Source organism: Pseudomonas mandelii (assembly GCF_900106065.1).
Classification (GTDB): domain Bacteria; phylum Pseudomonadota; class Gammaproteobacteria; order Pseudomonadales; family Pseudomonadaceae; genus Aquipseudomonas; species Aquipseudomonas mandelii.
On sequence record NZ_LT629796.1, the window covers coordinates 1,675,790 to 1,698,633 of the forward strand.

Here is a 22,844-nt window from a genome sequence, read left to right on the forward strand (position 1 = left end):
AGGCAACCGATTCTGGAAGCCTTTCCGCCCTGGAGCAAGCCATGCAAGACCTCGATCCCGTCGAAACCCAGGAATGGCTGGACGCCCTGGAATCGGTTCTCGACAAAGAAGGCGAAGACCGCGCTCACTATCTGATGACCCGTATGGGCGAACTCGCAACCCGCAGCGGTTCGCAGTTGCCTTACGCCATCACCACGCCATACCGCAACACCATTCCCGTTACCCACGAAGCACGCATGCCTGGCGACCTGTTCATGGAACGCCGCATTCGCTCGCTGGTACGCTGGAACGCGATGGCCATGGTGATGCGCACGAACCTGAAAGATTCGGACCTGGGCGGTCACATCTCCAGCTTCGCCTCCAGCGCCACCCTGTATGACATCGGCTTCAACTATTTCTTCCAGGCCCCGACCGATGAACACGGCGGCGACCTGATCTACTTCCAGGGCCACACCTCGCCAGGCGTTTACGCCCGTGCGTTCATGGAAGGCCGCATCACCGAAGACCAGATGAACAACTTCCGCCAGGAAGTCGATGGTCAAGGCCTGTCTTCCTATCCGCACCCTTGGCTGATGCCTGATTTCTGGCAGTTCCCGACCGTATCCATGGGTCTAGGCCCGATCCAGGCGATCTACCAGGCACGTTTCATGAAGTACCTGGAAGCCCGTGGCTTCATCCCTGAAGGCAAACAGAAAGTCTGGTGCTTCCTGGGCGACGGCGAGTGCGACGAGCCAGAATCCCTGGGCGCGATCTCGCTGGCTGGCCGCGAGAAGCTCGACAACCTGATCTTCGTCATCAACTGCAACCTGCAGCGCCTCGACGGCCCGGTTCGCGGCAACGGCAAGATCATCCAGGAACTCGAAGGCGTGTTCCGCGGTGCTCAGTGGAACGTGACCAAAGTCATCTGGGGCCGTTTCTGGGACCCACTGCTGGCCAAAGACGTCGACGGTATCCTGCAACGTCGCATGGACGAAGTCATCGACGGCGAGTACCAGAACTACAAAGCCAAAGACGGCGCGTTCGTGCGTGAACACTTCTTCAACTCGCCAGAACTCAAGGCGATGGTTGCTGATCTGTCCGACGACGAGATCTGGAAACTCAACCGTGGCGGCCACGACCCGTACAAGGTCTACGCGGCGTACCACGAAGCGGTCAACCACAAAGAACAACCGACCGTCATCCTGGCCAAGACCATCAAGGGTTATGGCACCGGTGCCGGCGAAGCGAAAAACACTGCGCACAACACCAAGAAAGTCGATGTCGACAGCCTGAAGTTGTTCCGTGATCGCTTCGACATTCCGGTCAAAGACGAAGAGCTGGAAAACCTGCCGTTCTTCAAGCCAGAGCCAAACAGCGCCGAAGCCCGCTACCTGAGCGAGCGCCGCACTGCACTGGGCGGTTTCGTGCCACAGCGCCGCGCGCAAAGCTTCAGCGTGCCGACGCCGTCACTCGATACCCTCAAGGCGATTCTTGATGGTTCGGGCGACCGTGAAATCTCCACCACCATGGCCTTCGTGCGGATCCTCGCGCAGCTGGTCAAGGACAAGGAAATCGGCCCACGCATCGTCCCGATCATCCCGGACGAAGCCCGTACCTTCGGTATGGAAGGCATGTTCCGTCAGTTGGGCATCTACTCGTCCGTCGGCCAGCTCTACGAGCCAGTCGATAAAGACCAGGTGATGTTCTACAAGGAAGACAAGAAGGGCCAGATCCTCGAAGAAGGCATCAACGAAGCGGGCGCCATGAGCTCTTTCATTGCAGCCGGTACTTCGTACTCCAGCCACAACCAGCCAATGCTGCCGTTCTACATCTTCTATTCGATGTTCGGCTTCCAGCGCATCGGCGACCTGGCTTGGGCTGCAGGCGACAGCCGTACCCGTGGCTTCCTGATCGGCGGCACCGCCGGCCGGACCACGCTGAACGGCGAAGGCCTGCAACACGAAGACGGTCACAGCCACATCCTGGCTGCCACCATCCCGAACTGCCGCACCTTTGATCCAACCTACGGCTACGAGCTGGCGGTGATCATCCAGGACGGCATGAAGAAGATGACCGAAGAGCAGCAGGACGTTTTCTACTACATCACCGTGATGAACGAGTCCTATCAGCAGCCAGCCATGCCGGCCGGTGTCGAGGAAGGCATCATCAAGGGCATGTACCTGCTCGAAGAAGACACCCGCGAAGCGGCGCACCACGTTCAGCTGATGGGCTCCGGCACCATCCTGCGTGAAGTCCGTGAAGCGGCGAAGATTCTGCGTGAAGAGTTCAACGTTGCCGCCGACGTCTGGAGCGTTACCAGCTTCAACGAACTGCGTCGCGATGGCCTGGCCGTCGAGCGCACCAACCGTCTGCATCCGGGCCAGAAGCCTAAACTGAGCTATGTCGAAGAGTGCCTGAACGGCCGTAAAGGTCCGGTCATCGCGTCTACCGACTACATGAAGCTGTTCGCTGAGCAAATTCGTCAGTGGGTCCCGTCCAAGGAATTCAAAGTCCTGGGCACCGACGGTTTCGGCCGCAGTGACAGCCGCAAGAAGCTGCGTCACTTCTTCGAAGTCGACCGTCATTTCGTGGTGTTGGCAGCCCTGGAAGCCTTGGCTGACCGTGGTGACATCGAACCTAAAGTGGTGGCCGAGGCCATCGCCAAGTTCGGGATCAACCCGGAAAAACGCAACCCACTGGACTGCTGAGGAGACACTCTGTGAGCGAACTCATTCGCGTACCTGACATCGGCAGCGGTGAAGGTGAAGTAATTGAACTGTTTGTGAAGGTCGGCGACCGTATCGAAGCCGAACAGAGCATCCTGACGCTGGAATCGGACAAGGCGAGCATGGAAGTCCCTGCTCCCAAGGCCGGCATCGTCAAAAGTTTGAAAGTGAAGCTGGGCGATCGCCTGAAAGAAGGCGACGAACTGCTGGAGCTGGAAGTCGAAGGTGCCGCTGATGCGGCCCCTGCGGCTGCCGCTGCGCCGGCTGCGAAAGCTGAAGAGAAACCGGCTGCTGCGCCTGCCGCCGCCGCTGCTCCAGCGCCAGCAGCCGCGCCTGCTGCCGCTTCGGTTCAGCAAGTGCACGTGCCGGATATCGGTTCGGCGGGCAAGGCCCAGATCATCGAGATCCAGGTCAAGGTCGGCGACACCGTCGAGGCTGATCAGTCGCTGATCACCCTGGAATCCGACAAGGCCAGCATGGAAATCCCATCGCCTGCCGCTGGCGTGGTCAAGGCCATCAGCGTCAAGCTCAACGACGAAGTCGGTACGGGTGACCTGATTCTGGATCTGGAAGTGGCGGGTGCTGCGGCCCCTGCTGCTGCCGCGCCAGCCCAGGCTGCTGCGCCTGCTGCCGCTGCTCCGGCGCCAGCCGCTGCGGCCCCGGCCGCACCGGTTGCCGATAGCGTCCAGGACATTCATGTCCCGGACATCGGTTCGTCGGGCAAGGCCAAGATCATCGAAGTACTGGTCAAGGCCGGCGACACCGTCACCGCCGACCAGTCGCTGATCACACTGGAATCCGACAAGGCGAGCATGGAAATTCCATCGCCTGCCGCTGGCGTGGTGGAAAGCGTTTCCATCAAGCTGGATGACGAAGTCGGTACTGGCGACCTGATTCTGAAGCTGAAAGTCAAAGGCGCTGCGCCGGCCGCTGCTCCGGCTCCAGCCGCTGCTGCACCGAGCGCTCCTACTCCGGCCGCCGCAGCACCTGCTGCTCCGGCACCTGCCGCACCCGCGGCTGCACCGGCCAAGCCGGGCGCCAAGGTTCACGCTGGCCCGGCTGTACGCCAACTGGCCCGTGAATTCGGCGTCGAGCTGAGCGCCGTCGGCGCCAGTGGCCCGCACGGTCGCATCCTCAAAGAAGACGTGCAGGTTTACGTCAAAGCGATGATGCAGAAGGCCAAGGAAGCACCGGCCGCTGCTGCCGGCGTAACCGGCGGCGCGGGCATCCCGCCGATTCCGGTCGTGGACTTCAGCCGCTTCGGTGAAACCGAAGAAGTGCCGATGACTCGCCTGATGCAAATCGGCGCGTCGAGCCTGCACCGCAGCTGGCTGAACATCCCGCACGTGACTCAGTTCGATTCGGCTGATATCACCGACCTGGAAGCGTTCCGCATCGCTCAGAAAGCAGTCGCAGAGAAGGCCGGCGTCAAGCTGACCATCCTGCCGCTGCTGCTCAAGTCGTGCGCGCACCTGCTCAAGGAGCTGCCGGACTTCAACAGTTCGCTGGCGCCAAGCGGCAAGGCGATCATCCGCAAGAAGTACGTGAACATCGGCTTCGCCGTCGACACCCCTGAAGGCCTGCTGGTACCGGTCATCAAGAACGTCGACCAGAAGAGCCTGTTGCAACTGGCAGCCGAAGCCGCTGCGCTGGCCGCCAAAGCCCGCGACAAAAAGCTCACCGCTGACGACATGCAAGGCGCCTGCTTCACCATTTCCAGCCTCGGCCACATTGGCGGCACCGGCTTCACGCCGATCGTCAACGCGCCGGAAGTGGCGATCCTCGGTGTTTCCAAGGCAACCATCCAGCCAGTCTGGGACGGCAAAGCCTTCCAGCCGAAACTGATGCTGCCACTGTCGCTGTCCTACGATCACCGCGTGATCAACGGCGCTGCTGCTGCACGCTTCACCCAGCGTCTGAGCAGCCTGCTGGCGGACATCCGTACCATCCTGCTGTAACACCGGCCGGCCCTCCTTCATCGGAGGGCCCGTCGCGTTCCATGTTTTCCGAGCGCCACGCTCGTACCTCAACCCCGCCAATTTGGCGGGGCTTTTTTTGCCTTGAACAAAGTAATTTCCTACAGTCGTGGCTTACATCGCCCACAACTCATGGCGGCTTTCGCTCGATATTTTTTGCCGTTTAATAACTAGGCTTAGTTCGACAGCATTTTCTTTTAAATACTGAAAACCTCATTTGCTTAGTTAACGTTATTTCGAACGGATTCGAACATGTTTAAACCAACTGTCGGCCCTATTATTGGCCACACTACAACTAACCACGTACGTATTTTTTTGCGGGGAGAACGTCAAGACAACTCGCTGGTATTTGCCGGCATTCGTTATCGGCGCGCGGGGGAAGAGCGTTGGTCGCAAGGTGTCTTTGCCAAACTGTCGATCTTGCGCGATATGTCCGATGTGATTGCACTCAATAACCTCGCCACCGATACCGACTATGAATACCAGGCCGGATGGTTCAGCCCCATGAGCCCGGTGCACACCGTGGAGACCGTTCAGGAACTGCCGCTGCAATGGCCACGGGAGATTTATCGCTTTCGCACCCTGTCCAGCAAGGCCAACACACCGAGGGCGTACATCGTCGGCTCATGCCGCTACCTGCGCATGACCGCAGGCATCCCTTCGGCGCCTCATCTGGGCGACCGTATTTTTGCCTCGATCACCGAACTTGCGCAGCAGGCCGAGCCGCCCATCAGCGCGATGTTAATGACGGGTGATCAAATTTACGTCGATGATCTGAACGTTATTGCTCCCGACCGGGAATACAAGGAAATACTCAGCAAATATCGCGCGGCGTTTTCCCAACCGAACATCGCCCGATTAATGTCCAACACCTCGACTTATATGATCCTCGACGATCATGAAATAGAAGACAACTGGCCCGCCAACGAAAGCAAGGCCGATGCCTATTTATATAAGAACGCCATGGCAGCCTATGAGATATACCAAGCCAGCCACAGTCCGGCGCATGACTTATTACCCAACGGTCAAGTAAGCCGAAAGTTGGAACAGTATTGGTATCAGTTCGCCGAAGGCGATATTGAATGGTTTGTCACCGACAGCCGAACCCGTCGTAACTTGTCGCCCAATGATCGACGCATCCTCGACGATGAGCAGGAACAGGCGCTGTGCAAATGGCTGATCCACAGCCCGGCCCGGGTCAAGTTCGTGGTCACCAGCGTGATGTTCTACCCCGACCGCAAACTCAACGGCGATGACGCCTGGAAAGCCTTCCCGGAACAACGCCTGCGGTTGCTGGAGACGATTCGCACGCATCGCATCAAGAACGTCATCTTCGTTTCCGGCGATGTCCACGGCTCACTGACCAGTCGCCTGACCCACAGCGAGGATCCGGACTTCGACGTGCACACCATCGTCTCGTCCCCGCTGTGCAACAGCAAATTGCTGCCCTATGCCTCCGAGTCCACCTTCATTCTGAACCAGGCGCTGGCACGTACCGCAGCGGGAGATTATCGACATGAACTGACCAGCAAGGTGGTCAGCGAAGACAACTTTGCTCATCTGGTGGTGGATCGGGAGCAGATTCAGGTCAGTTACCACGACCGGAACGGCCGGCGCCTGCAATCGATCAACATCCCGCTGCACTAAGGAAAATGAAGGCCAAATGCATTAGTTTTCGGCCCTGGCTGGAGAAATCCTCGCCCCTGCCGACATATTCTTATAGCACTTGGCCTTCATGTCTCTTGTCAGTCAGTGTCGCAATGATGCAACCTTGCCGCAGGCAACAGTAAAGAGGGCGAGAGCCCGGCGCGATCAGCACATTCGAAGCGAGTTTCCCTCAATGAAAAGCCAACCTGATGCCGCCAGCCGTATGGTGGCCGAGGTAGTGACGCAATTGCCTGTGCCCTCGCGGCTCGGCATGCTGCGTTTCGAACGGCTGAATGAAGCTAGCTGGGCACTCCTGTTTCTCGATCCCAATTGCGAACGACAATTTGGTCTGCCGGCCGTGGAGCTTTGTGCCTTGGTCGACTCGCCTTATGCCAGCCTGATGGAGCCTGAAGCGCGCTATCAACTGCACGACGCGATTCAGCAGCAACTCAGAGAGAGCCCGCATTACCTGATCCGCTACAACCTGCACACCGCCAAAGGCTCCTTGAGCCTGCTCGAACTGGGCGAAGCCTACCGACAACACAATCGACACCTTCTGCGCGGTTACCTGATGGTCGTGGACGGCTTGTTCGAGGGTGAACCGCTGCTGCCGTCGCTGGACCTGGAAACCCAGAACTCGCGCCTGCAAATCGCCCTGGAACTCAATCAGCGCGCCCAGTTGGAACAACTGCAGCATCTGGATCGGGTCCGCGCCCAGCAAGACTTGATCCTGCTGCTGACCCGCCAGCGCTACAGCACCAACAATTCCCTGCAAGAAGCCGCCGAACTGATTACCCGCAGCGCTTGCGACATCTATGAAATCGACTGCGCCAGCCTGTGGAACCTCGAAGGCTCGCTGCTGGTGCCGATCTCGGCCTATCACCGCACCTCCGGGGAATATCAGCTGCCGGAACCGATCGACGTCAGCGGCTTCCCGGATTACCTCGACGCCTTGCACGGCAGCCGCGCCATCGATGCGCACAACGCCATTCGCGATCCGCGTACCCGGGAAATGGCCGAACACCTGCGCCCGCGCGATGTGAACGCCATGCTCGACGCCAGTATCCGCGTCGACGGCCAAGTGGTCGGCGTGCTGTGCCTGGAACAGACTGGCGCGACCCGTGCCTGGCAGTCGGATGAAATCGCCTTCGCCGGCGAGCTGGCCGATCAGTTCGCCCAAGTCATCAACAACCACAACCGCCGCACCGCCACGAGTGCCTTGCACTTGTTCCAGCGGGCGGTCGAGCAAAGCGCCAACGCGTTTTTGCTGGTCAATTGCGATGGCGTGGTGGAATACGTCAACCCGAGCTTCACGGCGATCACCCAGTACACCACCGAGGAAGTCCACGGCCAGCGGCTATCGGAACTGCCTGCGTTGGAGAACCTCAGCGAACTGCTGTTCGACGCACCGTCGGCGCTGGCCAAGAGCAACAGCTGGCAGGGCGAGTTCAAGAGCCGGCGCAAAAACCTCGAACCCTACTGGGGCCAGTTGTCGATTTCCAAGGTCTATGGCGACAACCGAGAGCTGACGCACTACATCGGCATCTACGAAGACATCACCCAGACCAAGCTCGCCCAGCAGCGCATCGAGCGCCTGGCCTACACCGACAATCTGACCAACCTCGGCAACCGCCCGGCGTTCATCCGCAACCTCGACGAACGCTTCGCCCGGGACAGCGATACGCCGATCAGCCTGCTCCTGGTGGACATCGACAACTTCAAGCGCATCAACGACAGCCTCGGCCACCAGACCGGCGACAAACTGCTGATCAGCCTGGCCCGGCGCCTGCGCAACAGCCTGAGCCCGAGCGGCAGCCTGGCGCGATTCGCCAGTAACGAATTCGCCGTGCTGCTGGACAACACCGACCTCGCGATGGGCCAGCACGTCGCCAACCAATTGCTGGCGACCCTCGACAAGCCGATGTTCGTCGACAACCAGTTGATCAGCGTCACCGGCTCCGTGGGCCTGGCCTGCGCGCCGCTGCACGGTCGCGATCCACAGACATTAATGCGCAACGCCGGCCTGGCGCTGCACAAGGCCAAGGCCAATGGCAAACACCAGGTCCAAGTGTTCACCGAAGCACTGAACGCCGAGGCCAGCTACAAGCTGTTCGTGGAAAACAACCTGCGCCGCGCCCTGACCCAGAATGAGCTGGACGTGTTCTATCAGCCCAAACTGTGCCTGCGCAGTGGTCGCCTGCTGGGCATGGAAGCGCTGCTGCGCTGGAACCATCCAGAAAAAGGCATGATCCGCCCGGACCAGTTCATCAGCGTTGCCGAAGAAACCGGCCTGATCATCCCGATCGGCAAATGGATCGCCCGCCAGGCCTGCCGCATGAGCAAAGACCTGACCGCCGCCGGCCTGGGCAATCTTCAAGTGGCGATCAACTTGTCGCCCAAGCAGTTCTCCGACCCGGACCTGGTGGCGTCCATCGCCAACATCCTCAAGGAAGAAGCGCTGCCGGGGAACCTGCTGGAGCTGGAACTGACCGAAGGCCTGCTGCTGGAAGCCACCGAAGACACCCACTTGCAGCTCGATCAACTCAAGCGCCTGGGCCTGACCCTGGCCATGGACGATTTCGGCACCGGTTACTCGTCGCTCAGTTACCTGAAAAAATTCCCGATCGACATCATCAAGATCGACCGAAGCTTCATCCACGAAATCCCGGACAACCAGGACGACATGGAAATCACCTCCGCGGTGATCGCCATGGCTCACAACCTGAAACTCAAAGTTGTGGCGGAAGGGATCGAGACGGCCGAGCAGCTTGCGTTCTTGCGTCGCCACCGCTGCGATGTCGGCCAGGGCTACCTGTTCGACCGCCCCATCCCCGGCGCCGAGCTGATCGAAAAGCTCAAGCGCTACCCACGCGGCCCGCTCGTCTGACAGCACACCACAAAATCCCTGTGGAACACCGTAATCCCCTGTGCGAGCGAGCCTGCTCGCGATAGCGGTGTGTCAGTCGCCATCAATGTTTAATGTCCCGCCGCTATCGCAAGCAGGCACGCTCGCACAGGGGTAGTGCGTAACCGGCCGGCATTGGGCAAACTGCGTGTCTGACAATTTACATTCAACCTGACTGAGGGGACTGATGATGGTCTTGCGCTCGGAAATCCTGGTGAACAAAAACGTGCTACCTACCAAAGAACAAGCTCTGCCCGGCCGTGAAACCCCGATGACCGTGCCGGAAAAACACTTCGTCCACGACGCCCCACTGCTGGGCCCGTTCGCGATGGACGTGGATTTCGCGATCTTCGGCCTGGGCTGCTTCTGGGGCGCGGAACGCAAGTTCTGGCAACGTGAAGGCGTGGTCAGCACGGCGGTGGGTTATGCCGGCGGTTTTACCCCGAACCCGACCTATGAAGAAGTTTGTTCGGGCCTGACCGGCCACAGCGAAGTGGTGCTGGTGGTCTACGAACCGGCCAAAGTCAGCTACGAAGAACTGCTGAAAATGTTCTGGGAATTGCACAACCCGACGCAAGGCATGCGTCAGGGCAACGACATCGGCACTCAGTACCGCTCGGTGATCTATGCGACCAACCCGACGCAACTGGCCGCCGCCAAGCACAGCAAGGACGTGTTCCAGGCTGAGTTGACCAAGGCCGGGAAAGGCGAAATCACCACCGAAATCGAAGAAGCGCCGACGTTCTACTTCGCCGAGGCGTATCACCAGCAGTACCTGGCGAAGAACCCTGAAGGGTATTGCGGGATTGGTGGTACGGGCGTTACCTGCCCGATCTAACTCTCGGGCCCTGAAAAGCTTCGCGGGCAAGCCTCGCTCCTACAGGGATTTATGTCGATCACAAAATTGTGCTCAGATATCGATCCCTGTAGGAGCGAGGCTTGCCCGCGAAGGCGTCCGATCAGACGCCATCAATCCATCTGATCAGCCATCAACTCTCAGCAATCAACCAATCCATCTGCCACCCGCCCTGGGTCTGCCCAAGCTTCTTGGACAACCACGGCAGCAACTCACGCAACTCCTCTTCCAGGCCCCACGGCGGATTCGCAATCGCCAATCCAGAGCCATTCAAACTGTTCGGCGTATCCAGCGGATGCACCAGCAACTCCACACGCAACAACTTTGGTGCGCCCGTGCCCGCCAGATCCTGATAAAAACGTCGCAACATGCGCTGATCCTTCACCGGGTACCAGATCGCTGCCACCGTCTGCCGCATCCGGCCAATCGCCTCTTTCAGCGACGCCGCGCAACGCTGCATCTCATCGAGCTGCTCGAACGGCGGATCAATCAACATCACCGCCCGCTTCTCCTGCACCGGCAGCATCGCACGCGGCACATGCCAGCCTTCGCCCAGATGTACCTTCACCCGACGATCACCGGCCATGTTGTCCTTGAGCAGCAAACCGTCTTCGGGGTGCTTCTCGTTGAGCATCACCCGATCCTGCGGCCGCGTCAGACGCCGCGCCAACTCCGGCGACCCCGGGTAATAGCGCAATTGGCCATCCGGGTTCATGTCGTGCAGCACTTTCATGTAGTCGGCGGTCAGCGCTGGCAGATCCGGCTGATCCCACAGACGCGCAATACCTTCCAGGTACTCACCGGTACGGCTCGCCTGATCACCCTGCAGGTCATACAGACCAATGCCGGCGTGAGTGTCGAGATAGGCAAACGGCTGCTCCTTGCGCGACATCAGGGCGATGATGCGGGTCAGAGTCAGGTGTTTGAACACATCGGCGTGATTGCCGGCATGGAAGGCGTGACGATAATTCATGATTGCTCCTGCGAAGGCCGGGAAGTTTACCTTGTACCGAGGCGAACGTCAGGGGTTCGCGGCTGAGCGGGCAACTGCCTACACGCAATCTCACGTCAACCCAAGAACCTGTGGCGAGGGAGCTTGCCCCGGTTGGGCTGCGCAGCAACCCCAAAACATCCCAGCCAACCACAAACCCTGTGGCGAGGGAGCTTGCTCCCGCTGGGCTGCGAAGCAGCCCCAAAACCAGCACCGCAGATTTGTCAGACACACCGCAGCGCTTGATTTGGCGACTGCTCTGCAGCCGAACGATAGCAAGCTCCCTCGCCACATCCTGCCCTTAGTCCGAAGGCCGAGCCCTCAACCGTCGCCCCACTACATCCAGCACATCACACCCATCCCGCAACGGAATGGCACACAGCAACGCAAAATCACTAAGAATGAACGACTCACACTCAACCGAACCGCGCATCGACATGTTCTCAAGCACCTGCGTAACAGCGCGAATTCGATAGCTGGCAGCGTCGTACAAAACATCGAGCGGCGCGTGGGTATCGACGAACAGCGTGGGCATGTCGGTGCAGTTGCTGGTGAGGGCCATGAAGCGGTTTTTGGGGTGGGGGATTGGTTTTTCGTAGGGTGGATCTGGCGTTAGCGTTGTCATTTATAAATTCCATGAGTATGAAAATCAGCTGCCAAACGCACCCTCCTACAGGTTTGGGTGGCAGCCATGCGCAGGAGTAGGAGTACCGAGCACTCATGAACCTCGGTCACGCCGAAGCGTGTCCCGCACACAGCCGCCGCGAACGATCATATGGACACGAGTTAAGTGCCGCAATCAAACGACAGAGCTGTTGCATCATGAGAGAGGGCTCCTACACCCTGCCACCACTTGCGCGGTGACAGCCAAAGACTATCCCTGCAACCCATCGCCCACCAGTTCATGGAAGCCGTCACAACTTGAAGGAAACTTCCGATGAGTTTGCCCGGAAAATTCGTAAGAATTACGAGATCTTTAAACAAGACGTAAACATTCCGTAGTGCTGGCAATCGGTATTGAGAATGCCGACGCGTGGGATTCGAGACTGATAGGCGCTACCTTCTCCATCACCAGCTGGACTGATCTTCAAGACTTGCTTTATAAAGATCATCTTTCCACTCCAAGCTTGCCAACGCGTATATATCCTCAAAAAAACCGCGAGAATCTACTATCTCCGTCTCATCCCACGCGATAGTAATGCATTCATCGTAGTCGCTTTCAAACTGTGTAGAAAAATCAAACTCCCTATCGGCCAACGCCCCCTCAAGAATTTTAAATAGAGCAAACCGGTGTCTGTAACTTAGGTAGCCCAAACCACGCAGCACGAACGTTCTAATTAATTCACATCGTTCCCGACGAAGATTAGGATTATATTTCCTAAGGACCTCTCCTAATCCCTCCTCCCGATCATAAATCTCAAGCCCCCCTAAAACATAAGAAAGTCGAGGTTCCCAAGGTAGGCTTACATTTTCAAATGGAGATTTCAAAATCTGTTACTCGCTTTTATCTCGGAAAAGCCGTAAATACGCGCCTAGTATTATTTTTATCAAACCTCGTTTCCACCTCATTCATAACCTAAGCATAAAGGGGACGAATTTATTTATTACTCTTGAGAATCCCGACGCGTGGGAGCCCAGACTGACAGGCACCACCTTATCCATCACCAACTGTCCCGATCTTCAAGACTCGCCAAAAGAAGATCTTCCTTCCATGCCTCCTGAGCCAACATATAGACATCTTGAAGAAATCCACGGGGATCCTCCAATGCATACCACTCACCACGCGGCCAACTACCTGCATCTTCTTCATCTATATCAAACAAACTCTGAAAATCATAAGACGCATCGCTTAACTTTTCCGCTAGAAAACCCATGAGCACGAACTTATGTCTATACGACAGATAACCTAGATTCAAGCTGTATCTTTTGATCAGCTCCGCTCTGTCAAAGCGATCATTAGGATCAAATACTTCCAGTTCCGCGCCCCGAGTTTCCTCACGATCATAAACATCAAAGACGCCAATAAACCACATCAAATCGGGTTGAAACTCTTCATTTAAAAATGGATCTCGCAACATCATTTTCTCTCCGAAGGAAAACCAGTAAAAGGCCGTAGCACATTATCCTTATCGAACTTAACTTCAAACCAATTCAGGTCTTCATTTAGTGTTGGGTTACGAGCGTCTTTCTTGTTCGGTTTATAACCACGCCCGGCCCCAGGAAGCTCCATCCTTACGATCGGATTCTTATGTTGGTCCTTCCCTGTATGCGGGCTCAAACCTAACGCTTCCCTTGTCATAGCTTTATTCAATGCCCCCAAATGCATACGCCAGTTTCTGAATTGAGAGCTCGAGTTCCCTCTAGCGCCTTTCGGAACTTCACCGGTATGAGGGTCGGCCCCATTATCTGCTCGTTGTTTGAGCGCTTGGTCCGGTATTTCTGAACTGTGTTTTTTAACCGTGTGCATGTCATATTTTTTTTCCATTTCCTCAACACGCCGCTTCGCATTCGCCTCCGCAAGGTCATCAATCCGCGCCCTCCGCTGATCACCTGTCAGCTTCGGCAGCGCCGGCTCACCCTCATCAACCCTAACGCCAGCCGTATCATCCGGCGCCCCACACCCAGGCTTATTCGGCGGCGGGCAATTCCCGCTCAACCCCAACGGATCAACCCACCCCGTCGGATTCGGCGTGTACTGATACTGGTTCAGCCCACCCGCCAACTTCACCGGGTCCGGCGTCAGATACCGTCCAACCTCTGGATCATAGTACCGATGCCGGTTGTAGTGCAGACCGCTCTCCGCATCAAAGTACTGCCCCTGAAACCGCAACGGTTGCTCAAGCTGCTCGCCCCCGCCGAACGTCTGGCGAGTGACTTTGCCGTAGGCGTTGTACTTCGCCGACCAGACAATTTCGCCACCAAAATCGGTCAGTTCCTGCGGTGTGCCGAGGTGGTCGAGTTGGTAGTAGAACGGGCAGGCTTTGCGTGGGCCTTTGCCGTCGAGCATCGCCAGCGGGCGGAAGCTGCCGGGTTCGTAGACGTAGCTGCGGTAGTGTTCGCGGCTGCTTTCGGCGATGAGGTTGTCGCCTTGCCAGAAGAGCTCGGTGGTTTTGCCGTCGACGGTTTTGGCGATGCGGCGGCCGAAGGCGTCGTAGCGGTAACTGGCGGTGCGACCGTCCGGGGTGGTGACGCCGAGCAATCGGTGCTGGCAGTCGTAGCGGTATTCGGTGACCAGTTTTTGCGCGGTGCCGCGGCGTTCGCGGATCAGGTTGCCGAAGGCGTCGTAGTCGTAATGGCGGTCGCCCTGCATCAGCAGGCGATTGCCTTTAACGGTCGCCAAGCCAGGCCGATCCTGCATCAGCAGGTTGCCGGCCGGGTCGTGGGCGAAGCTTTCCGCCGGGTCGTCGCGGGTGTGACGGACGCGGGTCAGGCGGTTGAGCGGGTCGTATTGGTAGTTGCGCTGGCCGTGACGGGTGTCGGCGATACTGTCGAGATTGCCGTTGGCGCTGTAGGCATAGTCGCGGCGATACAGCGTTTGGTGCTGCTGTCTGACAGCGTGGGCCTTCAAGCGGCCTTGATCGTCGTAGGCATATTCGCTGAGCAGTTGGCCTTGCTGACGTTGCTGCTCGCGACCAAACGCAAATTGGTGGCTGGAAAGCCTTGCGCCGTTGAGATCGATGGCGGTCAGTGCGCCGCCCTTGGCGTGGTGATAATCGAGTTTGCTGCCGTCCGGCAGGCGCAGGCGATTGAGTTGGCCGCAGGCATCGTAGCCATAACGCAGCGTGCCCCAACCCTGATGCTCGGTGATCAGCCGATCCTGTTGGTCGTACTCGAATTCCAGCGGATGCTCGTGCCCGTCATCGACGCCAATCAGTCGACCGAGGCTGTCGTAGCGGTATTCGACCTTGACGCCGTCGGGCAGCGTTTTGACCAGCAAGCGCCCTGCCGAGTCTCGTTCATAGGCGGTGGCGAGCTGCGAACCATCGTCGCCAAACTCGGTTTTCTCCAGCAGATGGCCGTTGAGGTCGTAGGCATACGCCGTGCGTCGGCCGTCGAAGCCGGTTTCCTGTCGGATCAATCCGCCGGGGGTGTAGGCCAACTGATATTTTTCGCCGGATTCGTTTTCGATTTCCGTGAGCAACAGCTGCGCGTTGTCGTAGCGGTACTTCAGCTGGGTGCCGTCCGCATTGAGGCGGCGGCTGACCAGGTGCAGGTCGTCGAGGTATTCGTAGCGGGTGACGCGGCCGAGTTCGTCGCGTTCGGCGGTGATTTTTCCGTAGGCGTTGTAGCTGTAGGCGCGACTGGCACCGGTAGGAAGAATCGTCTGGATCAGTCGGCCAACAGCGTCCCATAGCGACTTCGTGACCGCTCCGTTTTCGTCTTGACGGGTAATCTGCCGCCCGAGCGCATCGTAGAAAAACCGCCGTACGCCACCGTCCGGCAGCGTCTCTTCGACCAGTTGCCCCAAGCCATTCCAGACGAACACATGCCGACTGTTGTCCGGGTAGCGGATCGACAGCAGCTGACCTTTTTCGTCGTAGTGATAGTGGGTGACATGGCCATCGGGATCGGTCGCTTCGGTGACATCCCCCTGCGCATTGCGCTGATACTTCCACACCGCTTTGCCGCGATAGCGTGCGTGCAGGAAACCGTTGCGATACTCGTAGGCCGTAGGCTCATCTTCTGGCGGAATCAGCGCCACCAAGCGTCCGACTTCGTCGTAGCGGTATTCGGTGACCGCGCCGAGGGGATCCTGCTCGGCAATCAGCCGCCCCTGGTCGTCGTAGGCCTTGAGGTGTTCGCCGCCATCCAGTTCGACCTTGCGCACCAGCCGCGCCTGGTCGTCGTGGACATAAACCTCTTCGCTGCCGTCGATGTTGTGGACGGTGACGCTGCCCTGGTCATGCCAGGTATACCGCGCGTCCATCTGCGCAAACGACGCCCAGTGGCGGATGCATCGGGCGGCCTTGCCGGACCTTTCCCACTCCCAGAAGAAACTCGCCCCACCGGCCAATTGCCGCTGGAGAATGACGTGCTGATCGTCGTAGTCGTATCGCTCGCTTTCGCCGGCGGCATTGGTGGCCTCGATGAGTCGACCGCGTTCGTCGTAGCGGTAACCGACCAGTGTTTGCTCGGTCTGCCAGGCTTCGTCCAGGGTTTGGGCCGGGGCGAAAACCTGATAATCCACGGCAACCAAGTGACTGCATTCATAACGCAATAACAAGGCGCGGCCGGCACCGTTGTCGAGGCGCCGAATGCGGCCCTGACGATCGCGGGTTATGCGCAGGCGGTTGTCGTATCGGTCGCTGATCGCTGTGAGAAAACCATTACGAAAATGGTAGAAACGTGACTCGTCGCCGGCGACGGCGAGGATCAATTCTTCGGGTTCATTGCCAACGTAAATCGCGGCGCGCGACAGGCTGTTATGAATCGCCGGGCGTTCAGCGGACGGCAGCGGGAACGTGGTGCGACGGTTCTCGTGGTCGATCCAGACGACGGTGTCGCCGTCGACTTCCAGTCGATGGGAGAGCGAGTGGCTCCAGCCGAAGCCCAAGCCGCAATCAATCTCGGCGGCGCTGGTGCGATAGAGCCTGACAAAGTCGAACGGCAGAATGCCGTCCAGCGAACCGTCGATGAGGGTCAGCAGTTCTTCGCCGGTAACCATCGACACCGGGCATTTGTTGGTGGCGGTTTTATCGACGGAATCGGCACTGTCGCCGTTGGGGTTTTTCGCCTGATCCGGGACGTTGTCGTGGTGTTCGTTTTGTTTGAGTGTGGTGTTGCGTTTGGCGTCCCAGCGCAGTTGCATGCGGCCTTTTTTTAGGCCTGCCGCTACACCGCGTGCGGCCACTTTTTTGTAGCGGTCAACGTAGGTAATGAAGCTGTTAATGATGTTGAAGATGGCTTTGACGAAGCCCACAACAGCGTCGACGATTCGGGCGCCGTAGTTGGCAAGGCGCATCCCCAAATAGGCAACGCCTGCGCCTGCGCCCGCAAAAGTCAGAACAAGCCCGATCAGAATATCGATGAGCAGTTGCACCACCACGGTTGAAAGCGCTTCGGCAGTTTTGCCGGCGATTTCACTGGGGGGCAGCATCTCCAGCCAGAGGCTTGCCGTGCGCAGCAACAGACAAAGGGCCGCTTCATCGCTGACCAGCAGCTGGACCTTTTCCATTGTTGCCGGGAGTTTCTCTGCCAGTTCGGCAAGCTTGTCGGCCCCATCGCCCAAGCGGCCAACGAACTTTCGGGGATCCTGGAGAATGTCCGAGAGCAGGCTGATGCTGTCCCAGGTACCGGTAATCGCCTCCCAACTTCCCGCGAGTATTCCATTACCGGCGGCCGCAAATGTCGACTGCGACCATTGCGGCTTGAACCCTTCCCACTCGTTGCGCAGCCAACTGTCCAGTTCTTGGGTCAGGCCATCGTAAGAGGAGAACAGGTCTTCAATTTGATCCGATGAAACGTCACTCTGGACATGAACGCGATAGAACTTGCCAGGCGTGCCTTCGAACTGTCCCTTGCCGTTTTCGTCGAGCGGGACCGCGGTGCTCTCACCCCCGTCCATGGCGATCACATCGACCTGAATATTCCCCAGCGGGATGTCATAAACCGATTCAAACTTGCTCTCGATCTCCAGAATTCCGTTCGCAGGACACTGTGCCAAACCCGAGAGAAAATCATCGTCGCGACTGCTCACCGCTGTCGTCGAATCGCCAAGCTTTATCAGCCGCTCCATGCCCATCAGCGAAGGCATGTCCATCGACCGGCTGATCTTGTCCGCATTCCGACTCAAGAAACTGCCGAGCTGCTCGCGATACAAAACCAACGTGTCTTTAAAACCGTCGAGCTCCTGCTCGATCCGCACAATCTGGTCCATCAGTTCCGCTCCGCCATCAGGTAATCCGCCAAGGCTTGTTTCGGTGCTTGAGGCAGGTCCGGCGTCTTCAGAAAGGTCGCGACCTTGTGCCGCAATACACGCGCCGAAAACGCCTCAAAAAGATCAGGACGGTCTTCGCTCAACCACTTCATCAAGTTGTTGATCCGGGTTGTCGCGGACTCGGCGGCGAGGTCGTCGAGCAGCGATTCGGACACTTCCCACCATGGAAAAACCCTGGAGACTTTCAATGCGCTACCGCCGATATCGAGCGGCTGCCCATTGATCAAACAGCGGTCAAGCACAGGCATTAATTGCGTTGGGTTCACGTCGGCAGACTGAAGAATCGGCAGCAAATAACGCCCATCCCAGAACCGAAAAAACACCGCCCTGCCGTTGGGCAAAAGCACTTGTGTAAGGCTGCGCAGATGTTCGACCAGCGCTTCTTGAGACGCAGAAGAAACCGCCAGCCAACCCCAGTCACGGGACTCGGTCGTGGCGACCCACTGAAGAAACTCACTGCTTGCGGGAACGATTCCTACATAGGGCATCACCGGTTCCCACTCGGCATAGGTGGTGTCGGCCCAGATCGGGCTCGGTGCTTGGGCCGGGGTCGAGAGCTGCCAGGCTTTCATCGGCTGCGACGCACTGGCGTTGCCGAAAATCGCGAACAACTGCTGTCCGGGTTTGAGCGGTTGGCGTTCCAGCCAGTCGTGGGGTGACATGCGATCAGGCGGCACAGACACCGTCCTTGCAGCGCTCGCATTCTTCACAGAACGGCGCGTCGCTTTGCAGGTTCATGATCTGCGCGGCGCTCAGCAGGGCGGCTGGGGCGGCGACGAGTTTCAACGGTGTATTCGGCGACACGGGCGTAGCGGCCATAGACGGCATCAACGCGCCCCCGACCTGAATCGGAACGCTGCTGAAAATCCCGCCAGGACCGATGTTGATCCACTGCCCGCCCGCCTGAATCGTCACGCTGGCACCGCCGTCGATCACCACTTGCTGACCGGCGCTGACGTGAAATTGCTGACTGGCGTTGAGCGCCTGACTGGACACGCGGATGTGCCGGTCGCCCATCACCAGCAAGTGATCGTCGAGCTTCACTTCGGCCTGGCGCTGGCCGTGGGTGATGCGTTGCTCGTCAGCCTTCAGCTCATGGCGAGCGGTCCCCGTGACGACGATGCTGCGCTGGTTATCGACCTGCACCTGCTGATCATTCAACACGTGCTGGGTCCAGTTTCGCTGGGCGCGCAGGTAGATTTCCTCGGCGCCTTTGCGATCCTCGATGCGCAATTCGTTGTAACCGCCGCCGCCCGGACTACTTTGGCTGCGGAAAATGCTGCGGGTCTTGTCGGCGGGCAGATCCAGCGGCACCGGTGTTGCGGCGTTGGGCAGGCACCCCATCACCAGCGGTTTGTCGGCATCGGCGTCGATGAAACCCACCAGCACTTCCATGCCCACTCGTGGGATCAGCACGCTGCCGTAATGGTCGTGGGCCCAGCCCGTGGCGACCCGCAACCAGCAACTGGAATGCTCATTGAGCTGACCGTCGCGGTCCCAAGCGAGCTGGACCTTTACCCGGCCGAACTCATCGCAATGGATTTCGCTGTCGACAGGACCGGTGACCACGGCAGGTTGGTAGCCGAGCATCCGTGGTTTTTCCGGCCCCAGTGGTGGACGAAACGAAACATCCCACGGCGTCGCCAGAAAGGTATTGCGATAACCCTGGAAATCATCCGGGTCATCACTGGTGGCCGACTCCTCCAGCACTTGCGGCTGTCGGCCACGGTGTTCGATTTCAGTGATCAGCCACAGGTCGTTCCACGCCTGACGCGGGTGCTCGGCGAGGTGCAGGAAATGTCCGCTGACCAAGGCAGAATCGTCGCCACGACCTTCGGCCTGACGGAAGTCTGCGTTGTGCCGTTCCAGCGCTCGCTGTGTCAGCTGTTTGCCATGCTCGCGGTCAGTGAATTGGCCGGGAAAGTGGTAATCCTCCAGCACCGGACGCTGTTCGCTGTCGACCCGGTTTTCCAGGGAGAGACGCGGTTTCTGGAAGTCGTAATCGCGACGGGTGACCGCCGTGGTGCGGGTCTCCAGACGCACGTTGAAACGCTTGATGGCCGGCGCGTCCGCCGCCATGCCACTGCCCGGCAAGTACAGCGTCGGCTCAGGCAGGCGCGGGAATACTGTCTGATCATCGCCAAACACCAGCAGATGTCCGTCGGGGCTGTGCTGGAAGTGGTAATGAATGCCGATCTCGGCACACAGGCGCTGGATAAACGCGAGGTCGCTTTCGGTGTATTGCACGCAGTATTCGCGCGGTGAGTAGTCGCTGCCGAGCCGGAACTCGAAGGCATCGCGCTGGATGCCATGGTCCTTGAGGACCTGCGCGATGATCGCTGGCACGCTTTGGTGCTGGAAAATCCGCTGGTTGATGCGCTGACCGAGGTAGGCCAGTCGCGGTACGAGACTGATTTGATAGCCCGTCAGACGTTTCCCGGAATCGCTTTGACCGACGCGAAAGATCTGACCGTGTACGCCAGAACCTTGTGCATCGAAACTCAGAAACGCCTGACGATGCAGCAGGTTTTCGAGCTCGATGTCTGGCCGGTCGCTGACCAGTTCCAGATCGAAGCGGTAGGGTTGGCTGATGGCTTCCGTGCCTGTGAACTCAAGCACCTTGAGCTCAATCTGGACGCCGTCGATCGTCAACGTGAAACGCGGTTGATTGGCAGGAGCGAACATCCGATGTGTCTCTGCAGAATGAGGGCGGGCGATTCTGCATGAGCGACAAGGGGTGTTGAGGAAGGGACAGGAAAATCAGATTTGCCCTACTTTTTTAGGGATTTGTCCTTCAAGAATTGGGATGTTTGGCTACAGACATTCTCTGCAAAGTAGTGTGTTGCATCTGATGACCTCTTCGCGGGCAAGCCTCGCTCCTACAGTTTTGTGGCGAATCGCCAACCCTGTAGGAGCGAGGCTTGCCCGCGAAAGGGCCATAAAAAACACCCAATCTTTTCCCGCAGACAAAAAAACGGCCCGCCTCCAAAAGGAAGCGGGCCGTTTTCATGTTCGGCGAAAGCTCAGAGCCTTAGCTCATCCCTATCACTTGTTCAGGCGGAAATCAGCCTCGGCAGCGGCGAAACGCTGAAGCATGCCCTGAGTTGGCGCGCCCAGCTTGCTGACGATGTAGATGGCCAGGCTGGCGAAGATGAAGCCCGGGATGATTTCGTACAGGCCCAGCAGTTCGAAGTGCTTCCAGACGATCACGGTGATCGCGCCGACCAGGATGCCGGCCAGTGCGCCGTTGCGGGTCATGTCTTTCCAGATCACGGAGATCAGGACCACCGGACCGAACGCAGCACCGAAACCGGCCCAGGCGTAGCTGACCAGACCCAATACGCGGTTTTCCGGGTTAGCGGCCAACGCGATGGCGATCAGGGCAACCAGCAGCACCATGGCGCGGCCGACCCAGACCAATTCAACCTGGGAAGCGGTTTTACGCAGGAAGGTTTTGTAGAAGTCTTCGGTCAGGGCGCTCGAGCACACCAACAGTTGGCAGCTCAAGGTGCTCATGACCGCAGCCAGAATGGCCGACAGCAGGACACCGGCAACCCATGGGTTGAACAGGATTTTCGCCAGTTCGATGAACACGCGCTCTGGGTTTTCGGTCACAGGGCCGGCCAGCTCGGGGTGTGCCGAGAAGTAAGCGATACCGAAGAAACCTACAGCGACGGTGCCGCCCAGGCACAGGATCATCCAGGCCATGGAAATGCGACGTGCCTTGGCGATCGACTTGACCGAATCCGCCGCCATGAAACGCGCGAGGATGTGCGGCTGGCCGAAGTAGCCCAGGCCCCAGCCCATCAGCGAGATGATACCGATGAAGGTGGTGTTTTTCAGCATGTCGAAGTTGCTTGGATCCTGCGCTTCGATGGCCAGGAACGTGGTGTCGACGCCGCCGGTGGCCAGCAGCACGATGATCGGGGTCAGCAACAGGGCGAAGATCATCAGCGTGGCTTGTACGGTGTCCGTCCAGCTCACGGCCAGGAAACCGCCGACGAAGGTGTAGGCAATCGTCGCCGCAGCACCGGCCCACAGCGCGGTCTCGTAGGACATGCCGAAGGTGCTTTCGAACAGACGGGCGCCGGCCACAATGCCGGAAGCGCAGTAGATGGTGAAGAACACCAGGATCACGACGGCGGAAATGATCCGCAGCAGGCCGCTTTTGTCTTCGAAACGGCTGGAGAAGTAATCCGGCAGGGTCAGTGCATCGCCGTTGTGCTCAGTCTGCACGCGCAGACGACCGGCGACAAACAGCCAGTTCAGGTAAGCACCGATGATCAGGCCGATGGCGATCCAGCTTTCGGACAGACCGGACATGTAGATGGCGCCCGGCAGGCCCATCAACAACCAGCCGCTCATGTCGGAGGCGCCAGCGGACAAAGCCGTCACGACGCTGCCCAGGCTACGACCGCCCAGAATGTAGTCAGAAAGGTTGTTGGTGGAGCGATAGGCCATGAAGCCGATCAGCACCATTGCTGCGATGTAGATCACGAACGTGATCAGAGTTGGATTGCTTACGCTCATTAAGTTTCGCCCTGGCTTTGTTTTTATGTAGCGGCGGCTGGTGAACCGCGCGCAAACGACGACGTTTGACAGACGATTTCAGGTCCCGCGCATTTATGACTGATGTTTCCCCAGGAAAGCCATCAGCCGGTACACCAGTCTTTTATGACCGGTTGCACCTTGGCCGCGAATGCTATTCAACAAAGCAAATAAGGTGCAACCCATTTTTCGAGAATAAGTTGCACCTAGTCGGATTTACCTGAAAAACCTCTGTTTTTGCTCCCTTTTAGGGCAGTCCTGACGGTTTACTAGAATGAA

At 58.5% G+C, this 22,844-nt stretch carries 13 protein-coding genes; 5 read left to right on the plus strand and 8 right to left on the minus strand.

Going from position 1 to position 22,844, the window contains the following annotated elements; all coding sequences use genetic code 11:
* The first annotated feature begins 41 nt into the window (after nucleotides 1–41).
* The 5 genes from aceE (at nucleotide 42) to msrA (ending at nucleotide 10,071) form a co-directional block, all read left to right on the plus strand.
* Complete coding sequence (gene aceE, locus BLU63_RS07580; RefSeq protein WP_083375200.1) at nucleotides 42–2,687, plus strand: pyruvate dehydrogenase (acetyl-transferring), homodimeric type; 2,646 nt, start codon at nucleotides 42–44, stop codon at nucleotides 2,685–2,687.
* Nucleotides 2,688–2,698: 11 nt separating this feature from the next.
* Nucleotides 2,699–4,663: a dihydrolipoyllysine-residue acetyltransferase gene (gene aceF, locus BLU63_RS07585; protein ID WP_083375201.1), complete on the plus strand. Its 1,965-nt coding sequence runs from the start codon at nucleotides 2,699–2,701 to the stop codon at nucleotides 4,661–4,663.
* A 270-nt stretch (nucleotides 4,664–4,933) separates the two neighbouring features.
* Nucleotides 4,934–6,328, plus strand: a complete 1,395-nt coding sequence (locus tag BLU63_RS07590; RefSeq protein ID WP_083375202.1) for an alkaline phosphatase D family protein — start codon at nucleotides 4,934–4,936, stop codon at nucleotides 6,326–6,328.
* A gap of 193 nt (nucleotides 6,329–6,521) precedes the next feature.
* Nucleotides 6,522–9,215 (plus strand): sensor domain-containing phosphodiesterase, encoded by a 2,694-nt coding sequence (locus BLU63_RS07595; RefSeq protein ID WP_083375203.1) that lies wholly within the window; start codon nucleotides 6,522–6,524, stop codon nucleotides 9,213–9,215.
* 208 nt (nucleotides 9,216–9,423) lie between these two features.
* Nucleotides 9,424–10,071 (plus strand): peptide-methionine (S)-S-oxide reductase MsrA, encoded by a 648-nt coding sequence (gene msrA, locus BLU63_RS07600; protein ID WP_083377249.1) that lies wholly within the window; start codon nucleotides 9,424–9,426, stop codon nucleotides 10,069–10,071.
* A 151-nt stretch (nucleotides 10,072–10,222) separates the two neighbouring features.
* On the opposite strand, the gene BLU63_RS07605 is transcribed toward msrA, so the two are convergent.
* From BLU63_RS07605 to putP, 8 genes are all read right to left on the minus strand, one after another.
* Nucleotides 10,223–11,062 (minus strand): 23S rRNA (adenine(2030)-N(6))-methyltransferase RlmJ, encoded by an 840-nt coding sequence (locus tag BLU63_RS07605; protein ID WP_010464314.1) that lies wholly within the window; start codon nucleotides 11,060–11,062, stop codon nucleotides 10,223–10,225.
* A gap of 319 nt (nucleotides 11,063–11,381) precedes the next feature.
* On the minus strand, nucleotides 11,382–11,705 hold the full coding sequence (locus BLU63_RS07610) for a hypothetical protein (RefSeq protein WP_083375204.1): 324 nt from the start codon (nucleotides 11,703–11,705) through the stop codon (nucleotides 11,382–11,384).
* Nucleotides 11,706–12,148: 443 nt separating this feature from the next.
* Nucleotides 12,149–12,568 carry a hypothetical protein gene (locus BLU63_RS07615; protein WP_307633814.1) on the minus strand — a complete coding sequence of 140 codons (420 nt, stop codon included), beginning with the start codon at nucleotides 12,566–12,568 and terminating at the stop codon, nucleotides 12,149–12,151.
* 173 nt (nucleotides 12,569–12,741) lie between these two features.
* Nucleotides 12,742–13,161: a hypothetical protein gene (locus BLU63_RS07620; RefSeq protein WP_049870740.1), complete on the minus strand. Its 420-nt coding sequence runs from the start codon at nucleotides 13,159–13,161 to the stop codon at nucleotides 12,742–12,744.
* Nucleotides 13,158–17,957, minus strand: coding sequence for an RHS repeat-associated core domain-containing protein (locus BLU63_RS07625; protein WP_083375206.1), 4,800 nt, complete (start codon nucleotides 17,955–17,957; stop codon nucleotides 13,158–13,160). The genes BLU63_RS07620 and BLU63_RS07625 overlap by 4 nt, the downstream gene beginning before the upstream one ends.
* Nucleotides 17,957–18,694 carry a DUF4123 domain-containing protein gene (locus BLU63_RS07630; protein WP_083375207.1) on the minus strand — a complete coding sequence of 246 codons (738 nt, stop codon included), beginning with the start codon at nucleotides 18,692–18,694 and terminating at the stop codon, nucleotides 17,957–17,959. Before BLU63_RS07630 ends, BLU63_RS07625 begins: the two co-directional genes overlap by 1 nt.
* The gene (locus BLU63_RS07635; RefSeq protein WP_083375208.1) at nucleotides 18,684–20,702 is read right to left on the minus strand and encodes a type VI secretion system Vgr family protein; all 2,019 of its coding nucleotides are present in this window, start codon (nucleotides 20,700–20,702) and stop codon (nucleotides 18,684–18,686) included. Before BLU63_RS07635 ends, BLU63_RS07630 begins: the two co-directional genes overlap by 11 nt.
* A gap of 360 nt (nucleotides 20,703–21,062) precedes the next feature.
* Nucleotides 21,063–22,547, minus strand: coding sequence for a sodium/proline symporter PutP (putP, locus tag BLU63_RS07640; protein ID WP_010464334.1), 1,485 nt, complete (start codon nucleotides 22,545–22,547; stop codon nucleotides 21,063–21,065).
* Nucleotides 22,548–22,844 lie beyond the last annotated feature (297 nt).

Coding starts and splice junctions, on each gene's coding strand:
- aceE (WP_083375200.1), top strand. CDS start 42: ATGCAAGACCTCGATCCCGTCGAAACCCAGGAATGGCTGGACGCCCTG.
- BLU63_RS07590 (WP_083375202.1), top strand. CDS start 4,934: ATGTTTAAACCAACTGTCGGCCCTATTATTGGCCACACTACAACTAAC.
- BLU63_RS07595 (WP_083375203.1), top strand. CDS start 6,522: ATGAAAAGCCAACCTGATGCCGCCAGCCGTATGGTGGCCGAGGTAGTG.
- msrA (WP_083377249.1), top strand. CDS start 9,424: ATGGTCTTGCGCTCGGAAATCCTGGTGAACAAAAACGTGCTACCTACC.
- BLU63_RS07605 (WP_010464314.1), bottom strand. CDS start 11,062: ATGAATTATCGTCACGCCTTCCATGCCGGCAATCACGCCGATGTGTTC.
- BLU63_RS07610 (WP_083375204.1), bottom strand. CDS start 11,705: ATGACAACGCTAACGCCAGATCCACCCTACGAAAAACCAATCCCCCAC.
- BLU63_RS07620 (WP_049870740.1), bottom strand. CDS start 13,161: ATGATGTTGCGAGATCCATTTTTAAATGAAGAGTTTCAACCCGATTTG.
- BLU63_RS07625 (WP_083375206.1), bottom strand. CDS start 17,957: ATGGACCAGATTGTGCGGATCGAGCAGGAGCTCGACGGTTTTAAAGAC.
- BLU63_RS07635 (WP_083375208.1), bottom strand. CDS start 20,702: ATGTTCGCTCCTGCCAATCAACCGCGTTTCACGTTGACGATCGACGGC.
- putP (WP_010464334.1), bottom strand. CDS start 22,547: ATGAGCGTAAGCAATCCAACTCTGATCACGTTCGTGATCTACATCGCA.